Origin of the sequence: Caulobacter sp. (genome assembly GCF_039596335.1) — a bacterium.
In the GTDB taxonomy this organism is placed as follows: Bacteria; Pseudomonadota; Alphaproteobacteria; order Caulobacterales; family Caulobacteraceae; genus Caulobacter.
This window is the reverse complement of sequence record NZ_JBCNJZ010000008.1, coordinates 219,271-242,174: the sequence shown is the minus strand read 5'-3', so window position 1 is coordinate 242,174 and position 22,904 is coordinate 219,271. Positions and strand designations below refer to the sequence as shown.

Below are 22,904 nucleotides of genomic sequence, written 5' to 3'. Positions count from 1 at the left end.
CCGAAAATGACGCCATCAAAGCAAAAAGGTAGCGGTATCATGATAATTTGCAGGAAAATTATTCCAATTCACTCACCCCAAACTATGTAAGACGAAACCCAAATCCGCGTTCGCACAACATCGGCCGAGAAGAACTCAAAATGGTGCGAACGCGGAGCGTTGCCCGCCTCACTGAAACCCCATGACGTCAACAGATACTGGGTTTTTGGCTCGCATCACCATGGAAGTCGCCGCGACAAGGCCTCGCGCGCGCGCAGACGAAAACGCCCTTCGAAATCGCACAAACTTTCCGACAGCCGTTGAAATATTTTTGCTGGCGTTGATCCGCTACCGGACTGCTGGCACGTTCTTTCCAAGCTCTGAAGAACAGAAATGGAGCTGGGGAGGTAACCGGTGTCGGAAACGATGCTCCCTTACCGGCGGGATAGGGGCCTCGAGACGGGGCTGGAAACCCGCTGGCGGGACAGTTCGGCTTTCGCCGAGACGTATGCGCGCCACTGGAGCGAGGTCTGCGCCTTCGTGCAGCGCCGCTTCGGCCTGGGCCCGCCCGACCCGGAGGACATCGCCCAGATCGCCTTCGTGCGGATGGGCGAGCTGCCGCAGTCGAAGACGATCGACAATCCGCGCGCCTTCCTGTTCCGGATCGCCGCTAACGTCGCGATCGACGCCCGCCGTCAGCAGCTGAGCCAGGGCCGTCATCTGGTCGCGGTCGAGGACGTCGCCTCGCCGGCCAACGACGCCCAGACCAATGTCGAGCGCGCCCTGATGGCCCGCGAGACCCTGACCTTCCTGGAGGACGTCGTCCGAGGCATGCCCGAGCGCCACCGCAGCTTTCTCCTGGCCAATCGGCTGGAAGGCTTGACCTATGCCGAGATCAGCCGGCGCACCGGGGCCTCGCAGTCGCTGGTCCGCAAGACCGTCGAGGAGGCCCTGGCCGTCTGCGAGCGGGCCCTGGCCAGCGGCGTGGCCGACTATCGTGGACTTTCGCGAGCGCGTCTTGGCCGATCCTGACTCCGATATCGCTCGTCAGGCGCGGCGCTGGGCCGTGGCCCTGGGCGCCGGTCCCCTGCCGCCCCGCGAGCAGAAGCGCTTCGAGCAGTGGCTGGCGGCCGATCCCGCCCACGCCGCGGCTTTCGCCGACTCGCGCGCCGTGTTCGAGGACCTGGGTCGCCTGCAAAACCTGCGCGCCTATGCCCGCCTGCCCGCGCGCCCGCTTTCGCCCGTCGCGCGCCTGCAACTGTGGTGGGAAGGCGCGCACGCCGCGCCCAAGTTCGCCCTCGCCGCCGCCAGCCTGGCCCTGGCGGTCGCCATCACCTGGCCATTCATCAGTATACGAACCGATAGCTACCAGACCAGCGTCGGCCAGACACGCCAAGTGGCGTTGGCGGATGGCAGCCAGGTCGATCTGGGGCCCGCCTCCAGCCTGCGGGTCCGCCTCTCGCATGGTCGCCGCGACGCCTTCCTGGACAGTGGCGAGGCCTTCTTCACCGTCGCCAAGCAGCATGATCGCCCCTTCTATGTGGACGCCGGCGAGGCCCAGGTGCGGGTGGTCGGCACCCAGTTCAATGTCCGCCGCGACGCCAAGCTGGTCCGCGTAGCGGTGCAGGAGGGCGTTGTGCAGGTCGGCGCGAAATACGGAGGCCAGGCCCTGACCCTCCGGCGCGGCCAGGACGCCACGGCGAAGGATGGCGCGCTGTCCGAGGGCAGCATCGACGCCGCGGAGGCCGGCGCCTGGCGCGGCGGTCGCGTGTATTATGCCGGCGCGCGCCTGTCCGAAGTGGTGGCCGACGCTCGCCGCTACACCAGCCGCCCGATCACCTTCGCTTCGCCGGAGATCGCCGAGCTGGAGGTCACCGCCTCATTCCGGACCGAGGGCTTCGAGGCCTTTATCACCGGCCTGCCGGCCGTGCTGCCGGTCGCGGTGGCGGCCCAGCCCGACGGAAGCCTGCTGATCCGGACCGCGAAGGCGAGCTGACCCGGTCATGTCCGCCGTCCGGCCGGCCCTTGCACTCCTTGTCGCCGTCCTGATCGCGCCCGGCGTCGCCGCCGGCGCCGAGCAGGCCAGTTTCGACATTCCCGCCCAGGACCTGAGCCGGGCCCTGCTGGCCTATTCGCGGCAGTCGGACGTCTCGGTCAGCGCGCCCGCCAGCCTGCTACGCGGTCGGCGGTCCAGCGCGGTGAAGGGTCGCCTCTCGTCGCAGGACGCCATCGATCGCCTGCTGGCCGGCAGCGGCCTGCGGGCAGCGCGCAAGGCCGGCGGCGGACTGGTGATCGAACTCGCCCCGCCCGCGTCCGCGCCCGAGCCGGCTCGCCAACGCGCCGTCGCGCCACCGCCCGCTGCGCCTCCCGCGCCACTCGAGCCCGACGCGCCGGTGGCGGTCAGCGGCGTGGTCGTCACCGGCTTCCGCAGCGGCCTCGTGAAGGCGTTGGACATCAAACGCGAGACGGCTGCGGCGGTCGACACCATCCTGGCCGAGGACATCGGCAAGTTCCCCGACCTGAACCTGTCGGAATCCATCCAGCGCATCCCCGGCGTGGCCATCACCCGCGACGCCGGCGAGGGTCGCCAGATCGCCGTGCGCGGCCTGGGGGGCGTCTTCACCCGCGTGCGCGTCAACGGCATGGAGACGGTGGCGACCTCGGGCGGCGCCAATGCCGGCGGCGGCACCAATCGCGGCCGCTCGTTCGACTTCAACGTCTTCGCCTCGGAGCTTTTCAGCCGCATCTCAGTGCAGAAGACCGCCTCGGCCAGCGCCGAGGAGGGCTCGCTGGGGGCCACGGTCGACCTGGCCACCGCCCGCCCGTTCGACAAGCCCGGCTTCACCTTCGCCGCCTCGGCCAAGGTCGGCTACAACGACCTGTCCCAGACCCGCAGCCCGCGCGCGGCGGCGCTGATCTCCAACACCTTCCTGGACGGCCGCCTGGGCGTCTTGGCCTCAGTCGCCTACACCGAGCGCGAACTGCTGGACCTGGGCTACAACGCCGGCCTCTGGCAGAGCGGCGCGGCCGCCGCGCCGGGCTTCCGCAGCGCCGCCGCCGGAACCACGCCAGGCCTGGTCGCCGTCAACGCCGCGGTCCATCCGCGCATTCCGCGCTACGACTACATGCACATCGATCAGGAGCGCCTGGGGGCCACCGCCGCCTTGCAGTGGCGGCCCAACGATCGCACCGAACTGACCCTCGACCTGCTGCACGCCGACTTCCGGGCAAAACGCAACGAGGCCTATCTGGAGACCTTTACCTTTCTCTCGGGCGGCGTGTGCGGTCCGGCAGCGCCGGCCAGCTGCGGCCTCAACCAGGTGGATGTCGTCTCAGCCACAGTCGAGCAGACCCGCCCGGGCCTGACGGCTCTGACCCAGGGCGTGTTCAACAACATCGATCTGAAATCCGAGGCCCGCTACGATGAACTGGAGACCCGGTTCGACCAGGCCACCCTGCGCCTGGATCACAAGGTCTCGGACGCCTTCAAGATCAGCGCCCTGCTCGGCGCCTCGCGGTCGGACTTCGCCAACGACGTCCAGTCAACCATCCAGCTCGACCAGTACAACGTCCAGGGCTACGCCTACGACTACCGGCGCGGCGTCGATCCCGTGCTGAACTATGGCGACGCCGACCTGTTGAACCCCGGGGCCTGGACTCTGTCGGAGATCCGCAGCGATCCCAACTGGGTCGACAACCGCTTCGCCACCGCCAGCCTGCAGGCCGAGTGGACCATGACCCCGGGCTGGACGCTGAAGGCCGGCGCCTCACGCAAGCGCTATCGGGTCGAGGTCACCAGTTACAACCGCTCGAACGGCACGGCCACCAACGTCAATGGCGTGCTGCCCGACGCCCTGCGCCAGGTCCCGGTCTCGGCCTTCACCGACATCCTGGCCTATCCCGGCTCGTGGCCCGGCGGCGGCGCTGGGCGCTGGCTGATCCCGTCGATCAAGCGCAGCCTGGCGGCCCTGCGCCTGAACGACCCGGCCTATCTCCCGTCCGTGACGCCGGGGTCGGCCCCGCCCTCGCCGTTCGCCGGCCTCTGCTTCACCACCGGCTGCGGCGTCTACAATGTCGGGCCCGAGCCGGTGCTGGGCGCCAATTTCGGCGTCGAGGAGGTCACCGACGGGGCCTTCGCCCAGTTGGACTTCCGCTTCGATCTCCTCGGCGCGCCCGCTTTTGGCGATGTCGGCCTGCGCTATGTCACGACCCGCCAGGAGGTCAGCGGCTACGGCGTGCGCTCGGCCCTGGCCGAGGGCGGCGCGGTGCAGGCGATCTTCCGCGACGTCGACCGCCGCCGCTACGACGACTTGCTGCCCGCCCTGAACCTGGTCGTCGAGCCCGCGCCCGACCTGCTGCTGCGCTTTCACGCCTCCAAGGTGATGTCGCGGCCCGAGCTGGCCATGCTGCGCCCGGGGGTCAGCATCGCCACGATCAGCTACAAGATGGTCTCGGCCGGCAATCCGGATCTCGCGCCATTCCGGGCCCGGACGATCGACCTGGCGGCCGAATGGTACTTCGCGCCCCAGAGCCTGCTGTCGCTGGCCCTGTTCTACAAACAGATCTCCAGCCTGGTGCAGCCGTCGCTGTCGCCGCTGTCAGTGTTCTCGGCCAATCCGTTCGGCCTGCCGGACGAGGTCGGTCGCGCGGCCTGCGGCACCTCGGTGGGCTGCGCGCCCGAACTGCCGGTCTGGCAGTTCAACCAGCCGATCAACACGCCCGGCGGCCCGCTATACGGCGCCGAGCTGACCTACCAGCAGCCTTTCACCTTTCTGCCCGCGCCGTTCGATCGCTTCGGCTTCATCGGCAATCTGACGACCGTGCGCTCGCGCATCCGCTACCTTACGCCCGACGGCGCGCTGATCGCCACGGGCGACATCAACGGCCTGTCGCGGCGGTCTTACAACGCCACCCTCTATTACGAGAGCAAGCCGCTCAGCGCCCGCGTGTCCCTGGCCTATCGCAGCCGCTACACCACCAGCGTGCCGGGTCGCGCCGGCACCAATGTCGAGGGGGCCAATGGCGCGCTGAACGTCGATTTCGCCCTGCAGCACCGGATCAGCCAGCGCCTGGCCCTGACCCTGGAAGGCCTGAACCTGACCAACCAGCCGCAGAGCCTCTATGCCGACACCTCGGGCCTGGCCAACTATCGCCACGTCACCGGGCGGCAGTTCGTGGTCGGCCTGCGCTTCGCCTACTGAGCCGGGGCGACCACGGCCTCGCGCAGGACCTGATGCTGCGGCGTGCGGCCCGCCTCGATCTCGGCAAGGCTGCCCAGCGTGGTTTCGGCGATCGCGCCCAGCGCCTCCTCGGTCAGGAAGGCCTGGTGGCCGGTGACCAGCACATTGGGGAAGGTCAGCAGGCGCTGGAAGACGTCGTCCTGGATGATCTCGTTGGACAGGTCCTCGAAGAACAGGTCCGCCTCCTGCTCGTAGACGTCCAGCGCCACCCCGCCGACCTTGCGGCTCTTCAGCCCCTCGATCAGGGCCGAGGTGTCGATCAGCGCGCCGCGGCTGGTGTTGACAACCATGACGCCGTCGCGGGCCTGGGCGATGGCGTTCGCGTCGATCAGGTGGCGAGTCTCGGGCGTCAGCGGACAGTGCAGCGAGACGATGTCGGCCTCACGCAACAAGGTCTCGACCGGCACGTAGCGTACGCCGGCCGCAATCAAGGCCTCGTCCTGATAGACATCCGAAGCCAGCACCTCGCAGCCAAAGCCCAGCCGCAGCATCCGCGCGACCAGCGCCCCGATCCGGCCCGTGCCGACCACCCCGGCGACGCGGCCCGACAGGTTGCGGCCGATCAGGCCATCCAGGGCGAAGTTGTTCTCGCGCACCCGGTTCCAGGCCCTGGGAATGTTACGGTCCAGGGCCAGGATCAGGCCCAGGGTGAACTCGGCCACGGCCTCGGGCGAATAGGCCGGCACCCGGACGACCGTGATCCCCAACCGCTCGGCGGCCGCCAGGTCGACATTGTTGTAGCCGGCGCAGCGCAGGGCCACGGCCCTCACACCGACCTGGGCCAGCGCCTCCAGCACGGACGCGTCCAGGCGATCGTTGACGAAGACGCAGACCGCCGGACGGCCGGCAGCCAAGGCGGCGGTGGAGGCGTCCAGCCGCGCTTCGAAATAGTCCAGCTCGTGGCCGAAGGCGGCGTTGGCCGCGTCCAGGAACCGCCGATCATAGGCCTTGGCCGAGAACACCGCCACGCGCATGGGTCGCTCCTGGAACCGTCGCGATCATCCGCGACCAGGCCCGACTTCTAGAAGCCAGGCCCGGCCCCGCCTAGCCGGGATTGTCCCTTAGCCCTTGGGCGTCGCGTCGCGCTTGATCTTCTTGGCCAGGCTCCATTTGTGGACCTCGGTCGGGCCGTCATAGATGCGGAAGGCCCGGACCTCGCGGAACACCTGCTCAACGATGGTGTCGCCGGTGACGCCGGTTCCGCCCATTACCTGCACGCAGCGGTCGGCGATGCGCATCAGGGCCTCGCTCACGGCGACCTTGGCCATCGAGCTTTCGACAGTGCCCAGGGCGCCGGTGTCCAGCACGTCGGCGCACCAGTCGATCATCAGTTCGGCCTGCTTCAGCTCGATCAGGTTCTCGGCCAGCATGAAGCCGACACCCTCGTGGTCGATCAGCGGCTTCCCGAACGCGTGGCGCTTCACGGCATAGGCCGTGGCGATCTCGTTGGCGCGGATGCAGGCGCCCAGCCAGCGCATGCAGTGGGTCAGGCGGGCCGGCGCCAGCCGCACCTGGGCCAGCTTGAAGCCATCGCCGGGCTGGCCCAGCACCTGGTCGGCCGACACCCGCAGACCCTCGATCGCCACCACGGCGTGACCGCCGGGCATGGAGCTGTCGATGGTGTCCAGCACCCGCTCGATGCGGATGGCGGGATCGGGCAGGTCGACCAGGAACAGGGTCGCGCCGACCTCGGTCTTGGCCATGACGATGCCGACCTTGGCGCCTTCGGCCCCGGTGATGAACGCCTTGCGGCCGTCGATCACCCAATGATTGCCGTCCTGCCGCGCCGTGGTCATCAGCATCGACGGGTCAGAACCCGCCCCCCCGTCAGCCGCCGGCTCGGTCATGAAGAAGGCCGAGCGCGCCGTCCCCGCGATCAGCGGATCCAGGAACCGCGTCCGCTGCTCAGGCGAAGCGACCCGACCCAGAAGATACATGTTGCCCTCGTCGGGCGCGGCGACGTTGACCGCCTGCGGCCCCAGAGTGGACAGGCCGGCGGCGCGCAGCACCTGGGCGGTCTCGCGATGCGAGATGTGACCGCCATCGGCCAGGATATGGGGCGTCAGCACGCCCGCCGCCCTGGCCTTCTCGCGCAGCTCGCCGATCAGCGCGTCGGACGGGCCGTGGGCGCCGCAGCGGGGATCGCGCTCATAGGGGGCCACGACCTCGCGCACGAAGGCCTCGACCTTGGCGGCGATGGCCGCGCCGCGTTCGGCGTCATGCGTGCTCAAAGCGATTGCCCGTCATCGATGGTGAAGTCGGCGCCGGTGACGCCCTTGCTCTCGTCGGACAGCAGATACAGCAGCATGGGGTCCAGCGCGTCCTCGTCCAGGATCCGCCGGCGCGGCCATTTGCTCATCTGCTTGGCGCCGCCCTCGGTGTCGAACCAGTCGCCGGCCAGCTCCGACTTGATATAACCGGGGCACAGGTTGTTGACGTTGGGACCGGTGCGCGCCCACTCGCGGGCCAGCAGCCGGCCCATGTGGCTGACGGCCGCCTTCGAAGCGCTGTAGGTCACGATGCCCGGCGTGATCGTGTTGGCCGTGATCGACGAAACAAGCACGATGCGGCCCTTCTCGGCGATACCCGCCGCTCGCATCCGCCGCGCGCCCTCGCGGGCGGTCAGGAACACGCCGCGCACATTGACCGCGAACACTTGGTCGAAGTCCTCGACGGACAGCTCTGTCGCCAGGCCCTCGACCTGGATGCCGGCATTGGCCACCACCCCGTCGACCGGCCCGAAGGCGGCCTCGGCGGCGTCATAGGCGGCGATCACCGAGGCCTCATCGGCGACGTCCAGCGCCACCGCCAGGGCCTTGCCGCCGTCGGCGACGATGTCCGCGCGCAGGGCCTCCAGCCGGTCGACGCGACGCGCGCCGATGACGACCGACGCCCCCTCACCCGCGACAATGCGGGCGAAGCGCGCGCCGATGCCGGACGAGGCGCCGGTGACCAGCACCGTGCGCCCGGCCAGACGCTTGCCTTGGCTCATCGCGGGGCCATGCGGATGCCGCCGTCGAGACGGACATCCTCGCCGTTGAAGTAGCCGCAGGTGATCATGGTCACCGCCAGCTGAGCGTATTCCTCGGGATTGCCCAGGCGCTTGGGGAACGGGACGCTGGCCGCCAGGCCCGCCTTCACCGCTTCGGGCGCGCCGCTCATCAGCGGGGTGTTGAAGATGCCTGGGAGGATGGTGTTGACGCGGATGCCCTCGCCCATCAGGTCGCGGGCGATCGGCAGGGTCATGCCCACCACGCCGCCCTTCGAGGCCGAATAGGCCGCCTGGCCCATCTGGCCGTCTTCAGCCGCCACCGAAGCGGTGTTGACGATGGCGCCGCGCTCGCCGTCTTCCAGCGGCTCCAGGTCCAGCATGCCCTTGGCCGACTTGGCGATGCAGCGGAACGTGCCGACCAGATTGATCTGGATGATGCGGTCGAAGGCGTCGAGCGGGAAGTGCTTGGTCTCGCCGGTGGCCTTGTCGCGGCTGGCGGTCTTGGCCGCGTTGCCGGTGCCGGCGCAGTTGACCAGGATCCGCTCCTGGCCGTGGGCGGCGCGGGCCTTCTCGAAGCCGGCGTCGACGTCGACATCGCTGGTCACATTGACCTTGCAGAAGACGCCGCCGATCTCCTTGGCGACCTGCTGGCCGCGCTCTTCGTTCATGTCGAAGAGGGCGACCTTGACGCCTTGGGCGGCCAGGGCGCGAGCGGTGGCTTCACCCAGACCGGAAGCGCCGCCCGTGACGACGGCGGCGACGGTGTTGTCGAGTTTCATGGATCAGTCCTCGAGGCTTACAGACGTTCGATGATGATGGCCGGGGCCATGCCGCCGGCCGCGCACATGGTCACCAGGCCGTAGCGGCCGCCGGTGCGTTCCAGCTCGTCCAGGACCGTGCCGATCAGGATCGCGCCGGTGGCGCCGATCGGGTGACCCAGGGCGATGGCGCCGCCGTTGACGTTGACCTTCGAGCGATCGAGCTTCAGGTCGCGGATGAACTTCTCGGCGACGACGGCGAAGGCCTCGTTGATCTCCCACAGGTCGATGTCCTCGACCTTGAGGCCGGCCTTGGCCAGCACCTTGCGGGCGGCCGGCACAGGGGCGTTCAACATCAGGGTGGGATCGTCACCGATATTGGCCATGGCCACCACGCGGGCGCGGGCCTTCAGCCCGTGCTTCTCGGCATAGTCGCGCGAGGCCAGCAGCACCGCCGCCGCGCCGTCCACGACGCCCGACGAGTTGCCGGCATGGTGCTTGGCCTCGATCTGCAGGTCTGGATAGCGACGATTGATCTGCTTACGGAAGGTCGTGCCCTTGTCGTCGTACGGGAAGTCGGCCAGGGCCGCGAAGGCCGGCTTCAGCGAGGCCAGGCCCTCGGCCGTGGTCTCGGGCCGGGGATACTCGTCGCGGTCCAGCGCGACCTGGCCGTCATCGTTCAGCACCGGCACGATCGACTTGGCGAAGCGGTTCTCGGCGATGGCCTGGGCGGCGCGGCGCTGGCTCTCCAGGCCCAGGGCGTCCAGGTCCTCGCGACGGATGCCTTCCATGCTGGCGATGGCGTCGCCACAGACGCCCTGGTGCGACTGCGGGTGCAGTTCGTCCAGATGCGCATTGCCCGAGCCCATCAGGCCGGGCGGGAAGCCGGCGGCCTGCTCCTGGGCGGCCATGCTCGCGGTCAGACTCATCATCTCGACGCCGCCGGCGACGACCAGATCTTCCATGCCGCTCATGATCTGGGCCGCGGCCAGGTTCACCGTGGTGATGCCGCCGCCGCAGAAGCGGTCCAGGGTCATGCCCGAGGCCTTGATGTCGTAACCGGCGTCCAGCGCCGCCATGCGCCCCAGGTCACCGCCCTGCTTGCCCTTCTGCGTCGAGGTCGACCAGATCACGTCGTCGACGTCGGCGGTGTCCAGCTTGTTACGCTCGGCGATCGCCTTCAGGACCGTGGCCGCCAGATGCTGCGGATGCAGGTGGGCCAGCGCCCCCTTGCCGACCTTGCCAACGCCGCGCGGCGTGCGGACGGCGTCGATGATCAATGCCTCGGCCATGACGGCTCCTCCCTTATCCTTGTTCAGTTACAAGGATAGGGCCGCCGCTAACGTGACGGAAGACAAGCCCCTTCGTCGGGAGGGTTTCAGGCCGGCAGCTGGCAGCGCAGCGCCGCGCCGATCCGCTCGGCTTCCGGACCCAGCACGATGTGGACCGCATGGGCGCCGACCCGCACCACGCCGCGCACGCCGACGGCCTTCAGCGCAGCCTCGTCTACGACGTCCTGGTCCCGCACCACCACCCGCAGGCGGCTGGAGCAGGTCCCGACCTCGCGCAGGTTGGCGACCCCGCCGAGGGCCGTGGCCAGTCGCTCGGCCTTGCGATCGTCCTCGATCGAGGGTGTGGCGACCTTGGCGGCGACCGGCTTGGCGGCTACGACCGGCGCCGGCGCACCCATGGCCGCGCGAATTTCACCCGCAACACCGTCGGCGATCGGACCCAGCACCACCTGCAGAGCCTTGTCGGACGGTTTGACGATACCCCGCGCGCCCAGCGCCTTAAGGGCCGGCTCGCTGACCGCGCCCTGGTCGGCGACGATCAGGCGGAGGCGGGTCGTGCAGGCATCGACGCTAACGAGATTGCTCGCCCCACCCAGCGCCTGGACGAAGTCCGCACCGCGTCCGCCGCCGGTAGCGACGATCGGCGCGGCGGCAGCGTCGTCGAGTTCGCGGCCCGGGGTCTTCAGATCGAACTTCTGGATGAAGAACCGGAACAGGCCATAATAGACCCCGCCATAGACGAGGCCGATCGGGACCAGCAGCCACGGATTGGTCGCCTTGCCGAAGTTGAGCACGTAGTCGAACAGGCCGGCCGAGAAGGTGAAGCCCAGCTTCACGTTCAAGAGGTTCATCAGCGCCATGGCCACGCCCGTCAGCACCGCATGCACGGCGTAGAGCACCGGCGCCAGGAACATGAAGCTGAACTCGATCGGCTCGGTCACCCCGGTCAGGAACGAGGTCAGGGCCAGCGAGAACAGCATCCCGCCGACGGCCTTTTTCTTCTCCGGGCGGGCGGTGTGGTACATGGCGAGGCACGCGGCCGGCAGGCCGAACATCATGACCGGGAAGAAGCCGCTCATGAAGGCCCCGGCGGTCGGGTCGTCGGCGAAGAAGCGGCGCAGGTCCCCGGTCGCGCCATGGAAGTCCCCGACCACGAACCAGGCGATGTTGTTCAGCACATGGTGCAGGCCGGTGACGATCAGGATCCGGTTCAGGAAGCCGAAGACCAGCAAGCCCAGCTCGCCCGAGCCAACCACGGCGCGGCTGGCGGCGTCGACCGCGCCGTTGACGCCGTCATAGCCCACGCCCAGCAGGCCGGCGATGACCAGGCCCGCCAGGCCCGAGACCATCGGCACGAAGCGGCGGCCGCTGAAGAAGGCCAGGTACTCGGGCAGCTTGAAGGTCGAGAAGCGGTTGTAGAACAGCCCGCCGATGACGCCGGAAATGATGCCGATCGGCGCGCTGAGCTTGGCCATGGCCTTGGCCTTGTAGGCAGCGGTCGCCAGATCGGCGTGCGCCTTCACAAGGCCCGCCGTGACGTCGGCCGGCACGTGCAGCAGGACCTTGGTGCCCTCGGTGGCGATCAGGAAGCAGACGACACCGGCCAGACCCGCCGCGCCGTTGTTCTCCTTGGCCAGGCCCACGGCGACGCCGATGGCGAACAGCAAACCGAGGTTGGAAAAGATGGCGTCGCCGGCGGCGGCCATGAAGCTGATGTTCAGCAGATCGGGCTGGCCCAGGCGCAGCAGCAGGCCGGCCACCGGCAGCACCGCGATCGGCAGCATCAGGGCCCGGCCCAGGGGCTGGAGGATCTCGAGCGGAGACTTCATCGGCTTCAGGCTCCGAAGGACTTGGAGAGCGCACGCACGGCTTCGGGCGAGGTCTGGGCCAGCGCCTGGCTGGCCAGGTCGCGGCAGGTATCCAGCGACAGGGTCCGCACCTTGGCCTTCACTTCCGGCGCGATGCTGGCCGTCGTGGAGAACTCGGTGACGCCCAGGCCCAGCAGGATCGCGGTCGCGTCGAGGTCGGAGGCGAGACCCCCGCAGACGCCGACCCAGCGATGATGCTTCGCCGCGCCCCGGCAGGTCTGGTCGATCATCCGCAGCACCGCCGGGTGCAAGGCGTCGATGCGGGCGGCCAGCTCCGGATTGCCGCGATCCATGGCCAGCACGTACTGGGTCAGGTCGTTGGTGCCGATCGACAGGAAGTCGGCCTCGGCGGCGATCAGGTCGGCGGTGACGGCGGCGGCGGGGGTCTCGATCATCACGCCCAACTCGATGCGCTCGACCACGCCCATCTCGCGCTTGGCCTCGTCCAGCACGGCACGGACGGCGCGCAGTTCGTCCAGGCTGGCGACCATGGGGACCATGATCTTGCACTGGCCCAGCGGCTTCACCCGCAGGATGGCGCGCAGCTGGGTCTTCAGGAGATGCGGCCGCCACAGGCTGACGCGGACGCCGCGCAGGCCCAGGGCCGGGTTCTCCTCGGTGGGGATCGGCAGATAGGGCGCGGCCTTGTCGCCGCCGACGTCCAGGGTGCGGATGATCAGCGGCTTGCCGTCCAGGGCCGAGGCGATGGCCTGGTACTGGCGGGCCTGCTCGTCCTCGTCGGGCGGGGTCTCGCGGTCCAGGAACAGGAACTCGGTGCGCAGCAGGCCCGAGCCCTCGGCGCCATTGGCCACGGCGGCCAGGGCGTCGTTGATCGAGCCGGTGTTGGCGAACACCTCGATGCGGACGCCGTCCTTGGTTACGCACGGATCGTGGGCGGCGGCCTGAGCAGCGGCCTTGCGCTGCTGGCGCTGGGCCAGGGCGGTCTGGGCGGCTTCCAGGGCCGGGGCGTCGGGAGCGACGCGCAGGGTCCCGCTGTCGGCGTCGAGGATCAGGGTCGCGCCGTCCTTGACGTTGAGCAGCGCGCCGCCGACGGCGACCAGGGCCGGGATGCCCATGGCGGCGGCTAGGATCGCCACGTGCGAGGTCGGGCCGCCGCGCGCGGTGGCGAAGCCGGCCACGGCGGCGGGGTCCACGCCCATCAGTTGCGAGGGCAGCAGTTCGTCGGCCAGCAGGATCGAGCCGGGCGGCAGGACCGCGCCCTCATCCTCTTCACCGGTCAGGGCGCGCAGGACCTGGCGCTCCAGGTCCACGAGGTCGTCGACGCGCTCGGCCAGGCGGCGATCGCCCAGGCCGCGCAGCGCCTCGACATAGCCGCCGACCGCCTTGCGCCAGGCAAAGCCCGCGCTCTTGCCCTCGGCGATCAGACGGCGGGCGCCGGCGGCCAGTTCGGGGTCTTCCAGGAAGGCAAGGTGGGCGCCGAGGATGGCCTTGCGAGCCTTGTCGCCCTTGGCGGCGTTGCGTTCGATCCGCTGACGGACGACTTCGAGGGCGGCGACCAGCGCCGCTTCCTCGTGGGCTGCGCCCTCGCCCTGCTCGCGCACCACGATGTCGGTTGAGGCCAGGCGCACGGCTTTGCCGATGGCCAGGCCTGGCGCGGCCAGCACGCCCTTCAGCACGCCGTCGCGTGGCACGTCGACGGGACGAGCCGGCTCGACCGTCACGGCCGACGGAGCGGAGGCTTTGGCCGAGACCGGAGCCCCCTCGCCCATGCCGCCTTCGATCAGCTCGACGATCGCCGCGACGGCGGCCTCGGCGTCCAGGCCGGAGGCCACGACCTGGATGGTGTCGCCGTGGCGGATGGCCAGGGACATCACCCCGACCGGGCTCTTGGCGCTGGCGCGGCGATTGAGGGCGACCAGGGCGATCTCGGCCACGAACTTGCGGGCGGTTTCGGCGATGCGCGCGGCCGGGCGGGCGTGGATGCCATGGACCAGCGGCACGACCACCGCGCGGGCGATCTCGCCGTCGGCCACCAGGCCTGGGGCCACCGCGCCGCCGATCGGCGACAGCTCCATCAGGAAGTCGCCGACGCCGATCTCGCGATCCTGGTCGCGGCGGACGATTTCGAAGGCGTCCAGATTGGTCACCACCACCGGGGTGATTAGGCTACGAGCCTTCTGGGCCAGCAGGTCGAGGTCGAAGCCCAGGAGCCGGTCACCGGCCTTCACGCCCTGGCCCTCCTTGACGAAGACGCTGAAGCCCTCGCCGTTCAGCGCCACCGTCTCCAGCCCCACATGCATCAGGATCTCGGCCCCGTTGGCCGCGCGCAGGGTCACGGCGTGGCGGGCGCGATGCACGGTGGTGACCACCGCGTCGCAGGGCGCATGCAGGGTCGAGTCCAGCGGGTCGATGGCCAGGCCGTCGCCCAGCATCCGCTCGGCGAACACCGCGTCGGGGGTCTCGTCGAGCGGCGCGATCCAGCCCTTGAGCGGCGAAGACAGAACGAGGTTGGACACGGTCTACTCTTTCGAAAACTCAGGGCGTCAGGGTCACGCGCTCGATCACCCAGAAGGGATCGACGCTCTTGGCCGTGAAGGTCAGGCAAAGATCGACCTTGCCGGTTCGGGCGGGCAAGCGGCCGGTGATCGTGGACAGGCCCGGATTGTCCGACGCCTTGCCCAGGGGCAGGACGGCCAGCTTTTCGCCGTCGCAGCCTGCACGGATCTCCAACTCGCCGACCGGGGTCGCGGGCGCGCGCAGCGGGATCTTGTCGCGATCGGCGCCGACCTGGAAGTTGAACGGGATCTGGCTGATCTTGGCGCTGAACGCCGCGCCCTTCTCCAGGTCCGCGCCCTGCCAGATCCAGCAGGGATTGAGCACGTTGACGAACATCATCGGCCGCTTGGCGAGATCGACGGGGGCGTCGTCGATCATGGTCAGCGGCACCTTGTCGGTGCACAGCTTCAGCTGGCCGCTGAGACGGGTGCGTAGCAGGGCCGGATCGATCGTCCAGCCGCGCTCGCGGCCCAGGGCCTGGCCATCGACGAAGGTCCGGGCCTTGACCACCGCGCCCTTCGCCAAGTCCAAGGCGCCGGTATAGAGGGGCGAGGTCGCGGTCGGCGTCTTGCCGTCGATGGTGTAGCGGATCTCTCCGATGCCAAGACCCGTCGACAGGGCCAGATTGGTCTTGCCGCCCTCGCCTGCCGACAGGGCCGGTTGCGGCTCGAACGGCACGGTGTTGGCGGTGACGCCCAGCACCTTCAGGCGGGCCATCTCGGCGGGCATGCGGCGGGCGAAGTCGTCCCAGCCGACCGCCTCTTCCGGCGACCAGGCGCGCTCGGCCAGGGCCACGGCGCGCGGGAAGGCCATCTGCTGCATGCGGACGTCGGTCTGCATATGCTCGGTCCAGACATTGGCCTGGACGCCTAGGATGTGCTTTCGCTGGTCTTCCGTCAGCTGGGCCGGCGCGGGATCGAAGGCGTAGACGTCCCTCAGGGTCGACAGCACCCCGCGGCCGGTCGGCTCTTCGGGCGAGCGGCTCTGACGATGGTCGAGATAGAGGATGGGGTGCGGCGACAGCACGGTGTCGTGGCCGGCCTTGGCGGCGGCGATCGCGCCGTCCAGCCCGCGCCAGGACATCACGGTGGCGTTGGGGGCCAGGCCCCCTTCCAGGATCTCGTCCCAGCCGATCAGGCGGCGACCGCGCCTTTCCAGGCTTCTCCCGACGCGCTGGATGAACCAGCTCTGCAACGCGTGCTCGTCCTTGATCCCCAGCTCTTTCATCCGGGCCTGGATCTTGGCGTTGGCCTTCCACTGGTCCTTGATCGCCTCGTCGCCGCCGACGTGGATGAAGGTTGACGGGAAGATGTCCATCACTTCGCCGAGCACGTCGTCGAGGAAGGCGAAGGTGCTGTCGTCGATATTGTAGAGCCAGGGGAAGACGCCCCAGTCACCCATCTTGCTGGCGTCCGGCGCGGCCGAGCCCAGCTGCGGATAGGCCACGATCGGCGCCAGGGCGTGGCCGGGGGTCTCGATCTCGGGCACGACGGTGATGTTGCGGGCGGCGGCGTAGGCGACGAGTTCGCGGGCCTGGTCCTGAGTGTAGAAACCACCGTACTTCGGATAGTTTCGGGCTGCGCCGGGGTCATGCCGCCAGGCCGCCACGTCCGTCAGCTTCGGGTATTTCTTGATTTCCAGCCGCCAGCCTTGGTCGTCGACCAAGTGCCAGTGGAAGGTATTGAGCTTGTGCGCCGCCATGGCGTCGATCACCGCCTTCAGCGTGTCGATCGACTGGAAGTGGCGGGCGCTGTCGACCATCAGGCCGCGCCAGGCAAAGCGCGGGGCGTCCTCGATCGCGGCGGCGGGGATGGCGACCGGGCCCTTGGCCGCGTCCGGCGTCGCCAGCTGCCACAGCGACATCGCGCCGTAGAACAGGCCTGCACGCTTGGCGGCGGCGATGGTCACGCCGGTGGGCGAGACGTCGAGCTTGTAGGCCTCGCCGTCCGGTCCCTGGCGGGTCAGGACGATGGCGTTGGCAGCGGGCGCGCCCTCGACCACCGCGGGTCGGAAACCGCGCGAGCGTTGGATCAGGTCGGCCAACTGCAGGGCCACGCCCTTGGCCTCGACATCGCCCTTGGCGACGTGAATGCGGGTGGCGGCGGAAAGCTTGAAGGTCCCCTCGGCGCGGACCGCCTTGGCCGGCGCGGGGGTCAGGGTGAGGCCATCGGCCTGGGCGCTGGTCGCCAGGGTCAGGGCGATCGCGGACACAGCGGCGATGCGGAGCGGGGTCAGGGTCACGCGGCCTCGCAGGAAATGGACTCGCGGCAAAAAGCGGGCGGGACAGCCAGGCTGCCCCGCCCCAGCTCCATGCTTGCAGTCAGGAGGGGTTCAATCAATGGGCGTGACGGAGGGCTCAAAGCCCTCCGCCCGCGGATCGTCAGAAGCTGACGTTCAGCGTCGCCATCAGCTTGCGGCCCGTGCGATAGACGCCGCGCGGCAGGGCCGGGGTGTTGGCGTAGCCGTAGTACTCGCTGTCCAGCAGGTTCTGGCCGGCGACCGACACCGAGATATTCTGGTTCACCGCATAGCCGACAGTCGCATCCAGGTTTTCCGAGGCGCGGACGAACATGTCGTCGCCGCGGTCGACGCCAGTGAAGTACTTCGAGCGCCAGGTGTAGGTGACCCGGGCCGAGAACGGTCCGTTCTCGTAGAACGGGCTGACATTGACCTGGTGCTTGGAGTTGTAGGGCAGCGGCGCGCCGCTCGCGCCCTCGCCGTCGGCATAGGTGTAGTTGGCCAGCAGACCAAAGCCGTAGGCGAAGTTCTGCTGGTAGGCCACCGCCACGCCCTTGACCTCGGCCGAGCCCGCATTGAACGGACGGCTGATCTGATAGGTCGTGACCCGGTTCTGCGACTGGTTGAAGTACGCTTCCGGCTGGGTCTGGGTCAGGATGTAGTTGGAGATGTCCTTGTAGAACACTTCGGCCGACAGGATGGCTTGCGGCTGGAAGTACCACTCGGCCGAGGCGTTGAAGTTGCTCGACTTGTAGGGTTCCAGGTTCGGGTTGCCGCCGCCACCGGTCAGGATGCCGTCCGACAGCCAGAAGTAGTTGGTCATGTCCGCGTAGTTCGGGCGAGCGATCACCTGGGCGGCCGCGAAGCGAAACACCAGGTCCTCGCGCGCGTCGACGATGATGTTCACGCTGGGCAGGACGTTGTCGTAGCTCTTCTTGGTGACGTTCCAGGTCCAGTCGGCCTGTGCGTTACACGCCGCGCCGGGCTTGCAGACGTAGCCGGCGCTGTCGACCGAGGTCTTCACGTAGCGGACGCCGAAGTTGCCGCGAATGTTGTCGGCCTTGAAGCTGGCCTGGGCGTAGGCCGCGTCGATGTTTTCCTGGATGTTCCAGTTGCCGGCCGTGAACTCGGCGGCCGCGAAGATCGAGGGCTTGGGCATCGAAGCGCCCGGGGCCAGCCACTTGCCGCTCTCGACGTACGAGACCATCGACTGGCCGTCGATGCGGAAGCGGGTCTTCATCTGGTCGCCGACGCCGTCGAAGCCCTTCAGATAGTTGCCGGGCGCCTGGCTGGGATTGAACAGCGTGGCGGGGGCGGCGACGCCGGTAATGGCGATGCCGGCATATTGCTGGCCAGTCGCATGCTCACGGCGCTTGTAGCCGACCTGGATGCGCTGGATGACGCCGTCGAAGTCCTTGCCAAAGTCGATCTGGGCGTACTTTTCCTCGTCCGAGGTCGGCTTGGAGACCAGGTTGCCGCTCCAGCCCGGATCGGTCGCGAAGGCGGCCGGGTTGCCCATCACATTGGTGGTGTAGGTCAGGCTGCCCGGGCTCTTGGGCGCGCCGCTGATGTCGACGGTGTAGTTGGCCCAGTTCAGGAATTCGAGGAACACTTGGCGCTTGGTGCCGCCGTCAGCCTTGGACTGGCCGATCTCGCCGGCGACGTCCCAGCCATCACCCTTGTACTTGCCACGCAGGTGGTAGGTGTCTGAGTTCAGCTCGGCTTCGCGGTACTGCACGTCCAGCACCGACAGGGCGTTGTTGAACGAGGCCTTGCTGACCACGCCGTTGTTGACCGTCAGGCCGGTCAGGGCGCCCAGGCTGTTCCAGGTGTTGCCCTGGAAGGCGTACATCGACTGGTTGGTGTTGTCGTAGGTGGCCTTGATCTTCAGCCAGTTGAAATCGACTTCCAGCGCGTCGGTCGGCTTCCATTGCAGGCCGGTGGTGTAGGTGGTGCGCTTGCGGCCCTGCTCGAAGTACGAGGCGCCGAACGCGTTCGGGCTGCGGGCCGTCAGGTTCGAGGTCAGGGTGGTGGCGCAGGTTCCGGTGCAGCCGCGGGTGCGCGAGTCGACCGGATTGTCCGGATTGCCGCCGGCCCACTGGTTGGCGGCCATGGTGCCGTAGCTTTCCAGGCCGTCGCGACGCAGTTGGTCCTCGGCGCGCTGGACCGAGAAGCTGGCGCCGAAGGTCTCGGCGTCATTCTTCCAGCTGACCAGCAGCGAGCCCTGAACATCGCCCTTCTTGGAGCGGTCGTTGTGCAGATAGCTGACCGCGCCGGCGATCAGGCCCGACTTCAGGTCCAGCGGCTTGCGGGTGTTGACGATGACGGTGCCGCCGATGCTGCCTTCGTCGATGCGCGCTTCGGGCGACTTGAAGACCTCGACCTTGCCGACGATCTGCGGGGCCAGCAGCGCATAGTTGAAGGTGCGGCCCGGGGAATCGAGAATGAACCAGTCGGCGGAAGCGACGGTCTGGCCGTTGAGCAGGGTGCGGTTCAGCGCCGGGTCGGTACCCAGGATGCTGACCTTCTCGCCCTGGCCGAAGGCGCGGTCGACGGTGACGCCAGGAACGATGGTTAGGGCTTCGGCGACGTTGGCGCTCGGAAACTTGCCCACATCCTCGGCGGTGACGACGTCGACGATGGCGTCGGCGCGGCGCTTGGATTCGATGGATTGCAGCAGCGAGGCGCGGATGCCGGTGACGACCACCTCTTCCACGGCGCTGCTATTGTCTTGCGCCAGAACCGGCGCGGCGGCCATGACGGCCATGGCGCTGACCGAGGCGGCCAGCACGGACTTCCTGAAGGTATTCATAACTCGGCTTCTCCCCATTATGCCGGGCCATTGGACCGGAGCCGAACCCCAAGCCCAATCCGATACCAATCCTTCTGGGAGGATCCGCAGAAAGTGGTACTTCTCAGGCCTCGGGAGGGAACTGTGACGGAAATTTTGCAGCTGACAAGTCCAAAAAGAAACCAATTGCGGACCACGTTCTTATTGGTATGAAAATGGTCATATGCTATCGAAGCGGCGCCGAGGATTTGCGCGACGTGTTGATCACGGGGAGGGCTGGACATGACGTTTGCTGAGCGCATCGGACGGCTCGACGCCAATGGCGACCACGCCCCGCTCTACAAGCAGCTGCAGCGCGCCCTGCGCGAGGCCATCCAGAAGAAGGTGCTGTCGCCCGACGACGCCCTGCCCGCCGAGCGTGACCTGGCCGACGAGTTCAGCATCTCGCGCATCACCGTGCGCAAGGCGCTGGACGGCCTGGTCAGCGAGGGCCTGCTGACCCGCCGGCAGGGCGCGGGCACCTTCGTCGCCGCCCGTGTGGAGAAGAGCTTCTCCAAGCTGTCGTCGTTCACCGAGGACATGATCTCGCGCGGTCGCGTGCCGCGAAGCGAGTGGATCAGCCGGGCCGAGGGCCAGGTGACGCCGGAAGAGTCGCTGATCCTGGGCCTGTCGCCCGGCACGCCTGTCTATCGCTTCGCCCGCATTCGCTATGCCGACGGTGCGCCGATGGCCGTGGAATACACGACGATCGCCGCCTTCGCCCTGCCCTCGACCGAGGTGGTCGGCGTCTCGCTGTACGAGGCGCTGGAAACCACCGGCCATCGTCCGGTGCGCGCCCTGCAGCGCCTGCGGGCCGTGCTGTTCAACGCCGAACAGGCCGACCTGCTGGGCGTTCCGATCAAGGACGCCGGGCTGCTGATCGAGCGCCGCGGCTTCCTGCGCGACGGCCGGGCGGTGGAAGTCACGCAGTCCTACTATCGCGGCGATGCGTACGACTTCGTCGCCGAATTGAACGCTTTGTCCTAGGAGCAGCGCTTGGAGGCGACCGTCTTGATCCGTCCAGAGACCACCAAGATGTTCCTGGAAGCCGGCCAGGCTTCCAAGGTCGCCGCTGCGCAACTGTCGGCCAACGCCGCGAAGATCCAGGCCCTGGCCGCGCGCCTGCGCGCCAACCCGCCCCGCGTGGTGGTGACCTGCGCGCGGGGCAGCAGCGACCACGCCGCCACCTTCGGCCGCTACCTGATCGAGACCAAGGCCGGGGTGCTGACCTCGTCGGCCGGCCTGTCGGTCAGCTCGGTCTACGACGCCTCGCCCAATCTGGAAGGCGCGCTCTATTTGGCCATCTCACAGTCTGGCAAGAGCCCCGATCTCTTGGCGGCCGTGAAGGCAGCCAAGGCCGCCGGCGCCTATGCCGTGGCCCTGGTCAACGTCGTCGACTCGCCGCTGGCGGAACTGGCCGACGAGGTCATCCCGCTGCATGCCGGACCCGAGCTGAGCGTCGCGGCCACCAAGTCTTACATCGCCGCTCTGGTGGCCATCACACAGCTGATCGCCGCCTGGACGGAAGACGCCGAGCTGGCCGAGGCGCTTTCGACCCTGCCGGCCGCTCTGGAGACGGCCTGGACGCTGGACTGGTCCCCGGCCGTCGACCGCCTGAAGACGGCCAGCAATCTCTATGTTCTGGGGCGCGGCGTCGGCTTCGGCGTGGCGCTGGAGGCGGCCCTGAAGTTCAAGGAAACCTGTGGCTTGCACGCCGAGGCCTTCAGCGCCGCCGAGGTGCTTCACGGCCCGATGGCGCTGGTGAAGGACGGCTTCCCGGCCCTAGTCTTCGCCCAGAACGATGAGAGCCGCGCCAGCGTCGATGACATGGCCAAAGGCCTGCGCGCGCGCGGCGCCGACGTACTGATGGCCGGCTCCGGCGAAGCAGGCGTGGGAGCCTTGCCCTGCCTGGCCAGCCACCCCGTGCTCGAGCCCATCCTGATGATCCAGAGTTTCTACCGAATGGCCAATGCGCTTTCGGTCGCCCGCGGTTACGATCCCGACAGCCCACCCCATCTCAACAAGGTCACCGAAACCGTCTGATGCTGGCTGCTCTGGTAAATGGCCGCGTCCTGACGGAAACCGGCGTCGTCGACGGCAAGGCCGTGCTGGTCGAAAACGGCGTGATCGCCGGCGTCGTCGATGCGCGCGAGGTTCCCGCCCACGCTGCGCGCCGCGATCTGGACGGCGGCCTGCTGGTCCCGGGCTATATCGATACCCAGGTCAATGGCGGCGGCGGGGTGCTGTTCAACGACCAGCCTACGGTCGAGGCCATCGCCGCCATCGGTGCGGCCCACCGCCCGTTCGGCACCACCGGCTTCCTGCCCACCCTGATCAGCGACGACCTGGCCGTGGTCGACCAGGCCATGCGGGCCACCGAGGCCGCCATCGAGCAGGGCGTGCCCGGCGTTCTGGGCATCCACATTGAGGGCCCGTTCCTCAATCCCAAGCGCAAGGGCATCCACGACGAGGGCAAGTTCCGGGTCATCGACGATGAGGCCCTGGCCCTGCTGACCTCGCTGAAGGCCGGCAAGACCCTGGTGACCCTGGCCCCCGAGCGCACGACCCCGGAGATGATCCAGCGCCTGGCCGACGCCGGGGTGATCGTCGCCGCCGGTCACACCAACGCCCACTACAAGACCATGCGCCAGGCGCTGGACCATGGCCTGACCGGCTTCACCCACCTGTTCAACGCCATGTCGCCGCTGACCAGCCGCGAGCCCGGCGCAGTGGGCGCAGCCCTGGAAAGCCTGACCGCCTGGTGCGGCCTGATCGTCGACGGCCGCCACGTGGATCCGGTAACCCTGAAGCTGGCCCTGCGAACCCGGCCGCTGGACCGCTTCATGCTGGTGACCGACGCCATGCCGACCGTGGGCATGGCAGACAAGTCCTTCGACCTGCAGGGTCGCCACATCCGCGTGGTCGACGGCGTCTGCGTCGACGACAAGGGCACCCTGGCCGGCTCGGACCTGGACATGGCCACGGCCGTGCGCAACGCCGTCGCCATGCTGAACCTGCCCCTGGAGGACGCCGTGATGATGGCCGCCGCGGCCCCGGCGGCGTTCCTGGGGCAGAACACTGTCCGTGGGCGGATCGCCAAGGGCCAGGCCGCCGATCTCTGCTTGCTGGACAACCAGCTGAACGTCATCGCCACCTGGATCGGCGGAGCCTAAACCCTCCCCTTTCCTAG

General features: G+C 68.6%; 15 protein-coding genes. 6 read left to right on the top strand and 9 right to left on the bottom strand.

The window, feature by feature from the left end; genetic code table 11:
* The first annotated feature begins 393 nt into the window (after positions 1-393).
* From ABDW31_RS18725 to ABDW31_RS18715, 3 genes are read left to right on the top strand one after another with little or no spacing between them, the layout of a single operon-like run.
* A complete protein-coding gene (locus ABDW31_RS18725) occupies positions 394-1,011 on the top strand; it encodes a sigma-70 family RNA polymerase sigma factor (protein ID WP_184722980.1) in 618 nt (205 codons plus the stop codon).
* Positions 998-1,975: a FecR domain-containing protein gene (locus ABDW31_RS18720; protein WP_184722983.1), complete on the top strand. Its 978-nt coding sequence runs from the start codon at positions 998-1,000 to the stop codon at positions 1,973-1,975. The genes ABDW31_RS18725 and ABDW31_RS18720 overlap by 14 nt, the downstream gene beginning before the upstream one ends.
* Before the next feature lie 7 nt (positions 1,976-1,982).
* Positions 1,983-5,180 carry a TonB-dependent receptor gene (locus ABDW31_RS18715; RefSeq protein WP_343699400.1) on the top strand — a complete coding sequence of 1,066 codons (3,198 nt, stop codon included), beginning with the start codon at positions 1,983-1,985 and terminating at the stop codon, positions 5,178-5,180.
* Here ABDW31_RS18715 and ABDW31_RS18710 read toward each other — a convergent pair.
* The 9 genes from ABDW31_RS18710 to ABDW31_RS18670 form a co-directional block, all read right to left on the bottom strand.
* On the bottom strand, positions 5,174-6,193 hold the full coding sequence (locus tag ABDW31_RS18710) for a 2-hydroxyacid dehydrogenase (protein ID WP_343699399.1): 1,020 nt from the start codon (positions 6,191-6,193) through the stop codon (positions 5,174-5,176). The two genes, ABDW31_RS18715 and ABDW31_RS18710, sit on opposite strands and share 7 nt — an antisense overlap.
* Before the next feature lie 87 nt (positions 6,194-6,280).
* Complete coding sequence (locus tag ABDW31_RS18705; protein WP_343699398.1) at positions 6,281-7,450, bottom strand: acyl-CoA dehydrogenase; 1,170 nt, start codon at positions 7,448-7,450, stop codon at positions 6,281-6,283.
* Positions 7,447-8,211 carry an SDR family NAD(P)-dependent oxidoreductase gene (locus ABDW31_RS18700; protein ID WP_343699397.1) on the bottom strand — a complete coding sequence of 255 codons (765 nt, stop codon included), beginning with the start codon at positions 8,209-8,211 and terminating at the stop codon, positions 7,447-7,449. Before ABDW31_RS18700 ends, ABDW31_RS18705 begins: the two co-directional genes overlap by 4 nt.
* A complete protein-coding gene (locus ABDW31_RS18695) occupies positions 8,208-8,990 on the bottom strand; it encodes an SDR family NAD(P)-dependent oxidoreductase (protein ID WP_343699396.1) in 783 nt (260 codons plus the stop codon). The genes ABDW31_RS18700 and ABDW31_RS18695 overlap by 4 nt, the downstream gene beginning before the upstream one ends.
* A gap of 17 nt (positions 8,991-9,007) precedes the next feature.
* Positions 9,008-10,261 carry an acetyl-CoA C-acetyltransferase gene (locus ABDW31_RS18690; RefSeq protein WP_343699395.1) on the bottom strand — a complete coding sequence of 418 codons (1,254 nt, stop codon included), beginning with the start codon at positions 10,259-10,261 and terminating at the stop codon, positions 9,008-9,010.
* An 86-nt stretch (positions 10,262-10,347) separates the two neighbouring features.
* The gene (gene nagE, locus ABDW31_RS18685) at positions 10,348-12,090 is read right to left on the bottom strand and encodes an N-acetylglucosamine-specific PTS transporter subunit IIBC (RefSeq protein ID WP_343699394.1); all 1,743 of its coding nucleotides are present in this window, start codon (positions 12,088-12,090) and stop codon (positions 10,348-10,350) included.
* Between the two features lie 5 nt (positions 12,091-12,095).
* Positions 12,096-14,606 (bottom strand): phosphoenolpyruvate--protein phosphotransferase, encoded by a 2,511-nt coding sequence (gene ptsP / locus ABDW31_RS18680; RefSeq protein WP_343699393.1) that lies wholly within the window; start codon positions 14,604-14,606, stop codon positions 12,096-12,098.
* 19 nt (positions 14,607-14,625) lie between these two features.
* Positions 14,626-16,887 (bottom strand): family 20 glycosylhydrolase, encoded by a 2,262-nt coding sequence (locus tag ABDW31_RS18675; protein ID WP_343699392.1) that lies wholly within the window; start codon positions 16,885-16,887, stop codon positions 14,626-14,628.
* Between the two features lie 139 nt (positions 16,888-17,026).
* On the bottom strand, positions 17,027-19,696 hold the full coding sequence (locus ABDW31_RS18670) for a TonB-dependent receptor (protein WP_343699391.1): 2,670 nt from the start codon (positions 19,694-19,696) through the stop codon (positions 17,027-17,029).
* Between the two features lie 261 nt (positions 19,697-19,957).
* Here ABDW31_RS18670 and ABDW31_RS18665 point away from each other — a divergent pair, with 261 nt between their 5' ends.
* From ABDW31_RS18665 to nagA, 3 genes are read left to right on the top strand one after another with little or no spacing between them, the layout of a single operon-like run.
* Complete coding sequence (locus ABDW31_RS18665; protein WP_343699390.1) at positions 19,958-20,701, top strand: GntR family transcriptional regulator; 744 nt, start codon at positions 19,958-19,960, stop codon at positions 20,699-20,701.
* A 48-nt stretch (positions 20,702-20,749) separates the two neighbouring features.
* The gene (locus ABDW31_RS18660) at positions 20,750-21,757 is read left to right on the top strand and encodes an SIS domain-containing protein (protein ID WP_343699424.1); all 1,008 of its coding nucleotides are present in this window, start codon (positions 20,750-20,752) and stop codon (positions 21,755-21,757) included.
* Entirely contained in the window at positions 21,757-22,887 is a 1,131-nt protein-coding gene (nagA, locus tag ABDW31_RS18655; RefSeq protein ID WP_343699389.1) for an N-acetylglucosamine-6-phosphate deacetylase, read from the top strand. The genes ABDW31_RS18660 and nagA overlap by 1 nt, the downstream gene beginning before the upstream one ends.
* Positions 22,888-22,904 lie beyond the last annotated feature (17 nt).

What these genes read in the sequence shown, in the direction of transcription:
- ABDW31_RS18715 (WP_343699400.1), top strand. Translation starts at nt 1,983, where the DNA reads ATGTCCGCCGTCCGGCCGGCCCTTGCACTCCTTGTCGCCGTCCTGATC.
- ABDW31_RS18710 (WP_343699399.1), bottom strand. Translation starts at nt 6,193, where the DNA reads ATGCGCGTGGCGGTGTTCTCGGCCAAGGCCTATGATCGGCGGTTCCTG.
- ABDW31_RS18700 (WP_343699397.1), bottom strand. Translation starts at nt 8,211, where the DNA reads ATGAGCCAAGGCAAGCGTCTGGCCGGGCGCACGGTGCTGGTCACCGGC.
- ABDW31_RS18695 (WP_343699396.1), bottom strand. Translation starts at nt 8,990, where the DNA reads ATGAAACTCGACAACACCGTCGCCGCCGTCGTCACGGGCGGCGCTTCC.
- ABDW31_RS18690 (WP_343699395.1), bottom strand. Translation starts at nt 10,261, where the DNA reads ATGGCCGAGGCATTGATCATCGACGCCGTCCGCACGCCGCGCGGCGTT.
- nagE (WP_343699394.1), bottom strand. Translation starts at nt 12,090, where the DNA reads ATGAAGTCTCCGCTCGAGATCCTCCAGCCCCTGGGCCGGGCCCTGATG.
- ABDW31_RS18670 (WP_343699391.1), bottom strand. Translation starts at nt 19,696, where the DNA reads ATGAATACCTTCAGGAAGTCCGTGCTGGCCGCCTCGGTCAGCGCCATG.
- ABDW31_RS18665 (WP_343699390.1), top strand. Translation starts at nt 19,958, where the DNA reads ATGACGTTTGCTGAGCGCATCGGACGGCTCGACGCCAATGGCGACCAC.
- ABDW31_RS18660 (WP_343699424.1), top strand. Translation starts at nt 20,750, where the DNA reads ATGTTCCTGGAAGCCGGCCAGGCTTCCAAGGTCGCCGCTGCGCAACTG.
- nagA (WP_343699389.1), top strand. Translation starts at nt 21,757, where the DNA reads ATGCTGGCTGCTCTGGTAAATGGCCGCGTCCTGACGGAAACCGGCGTC.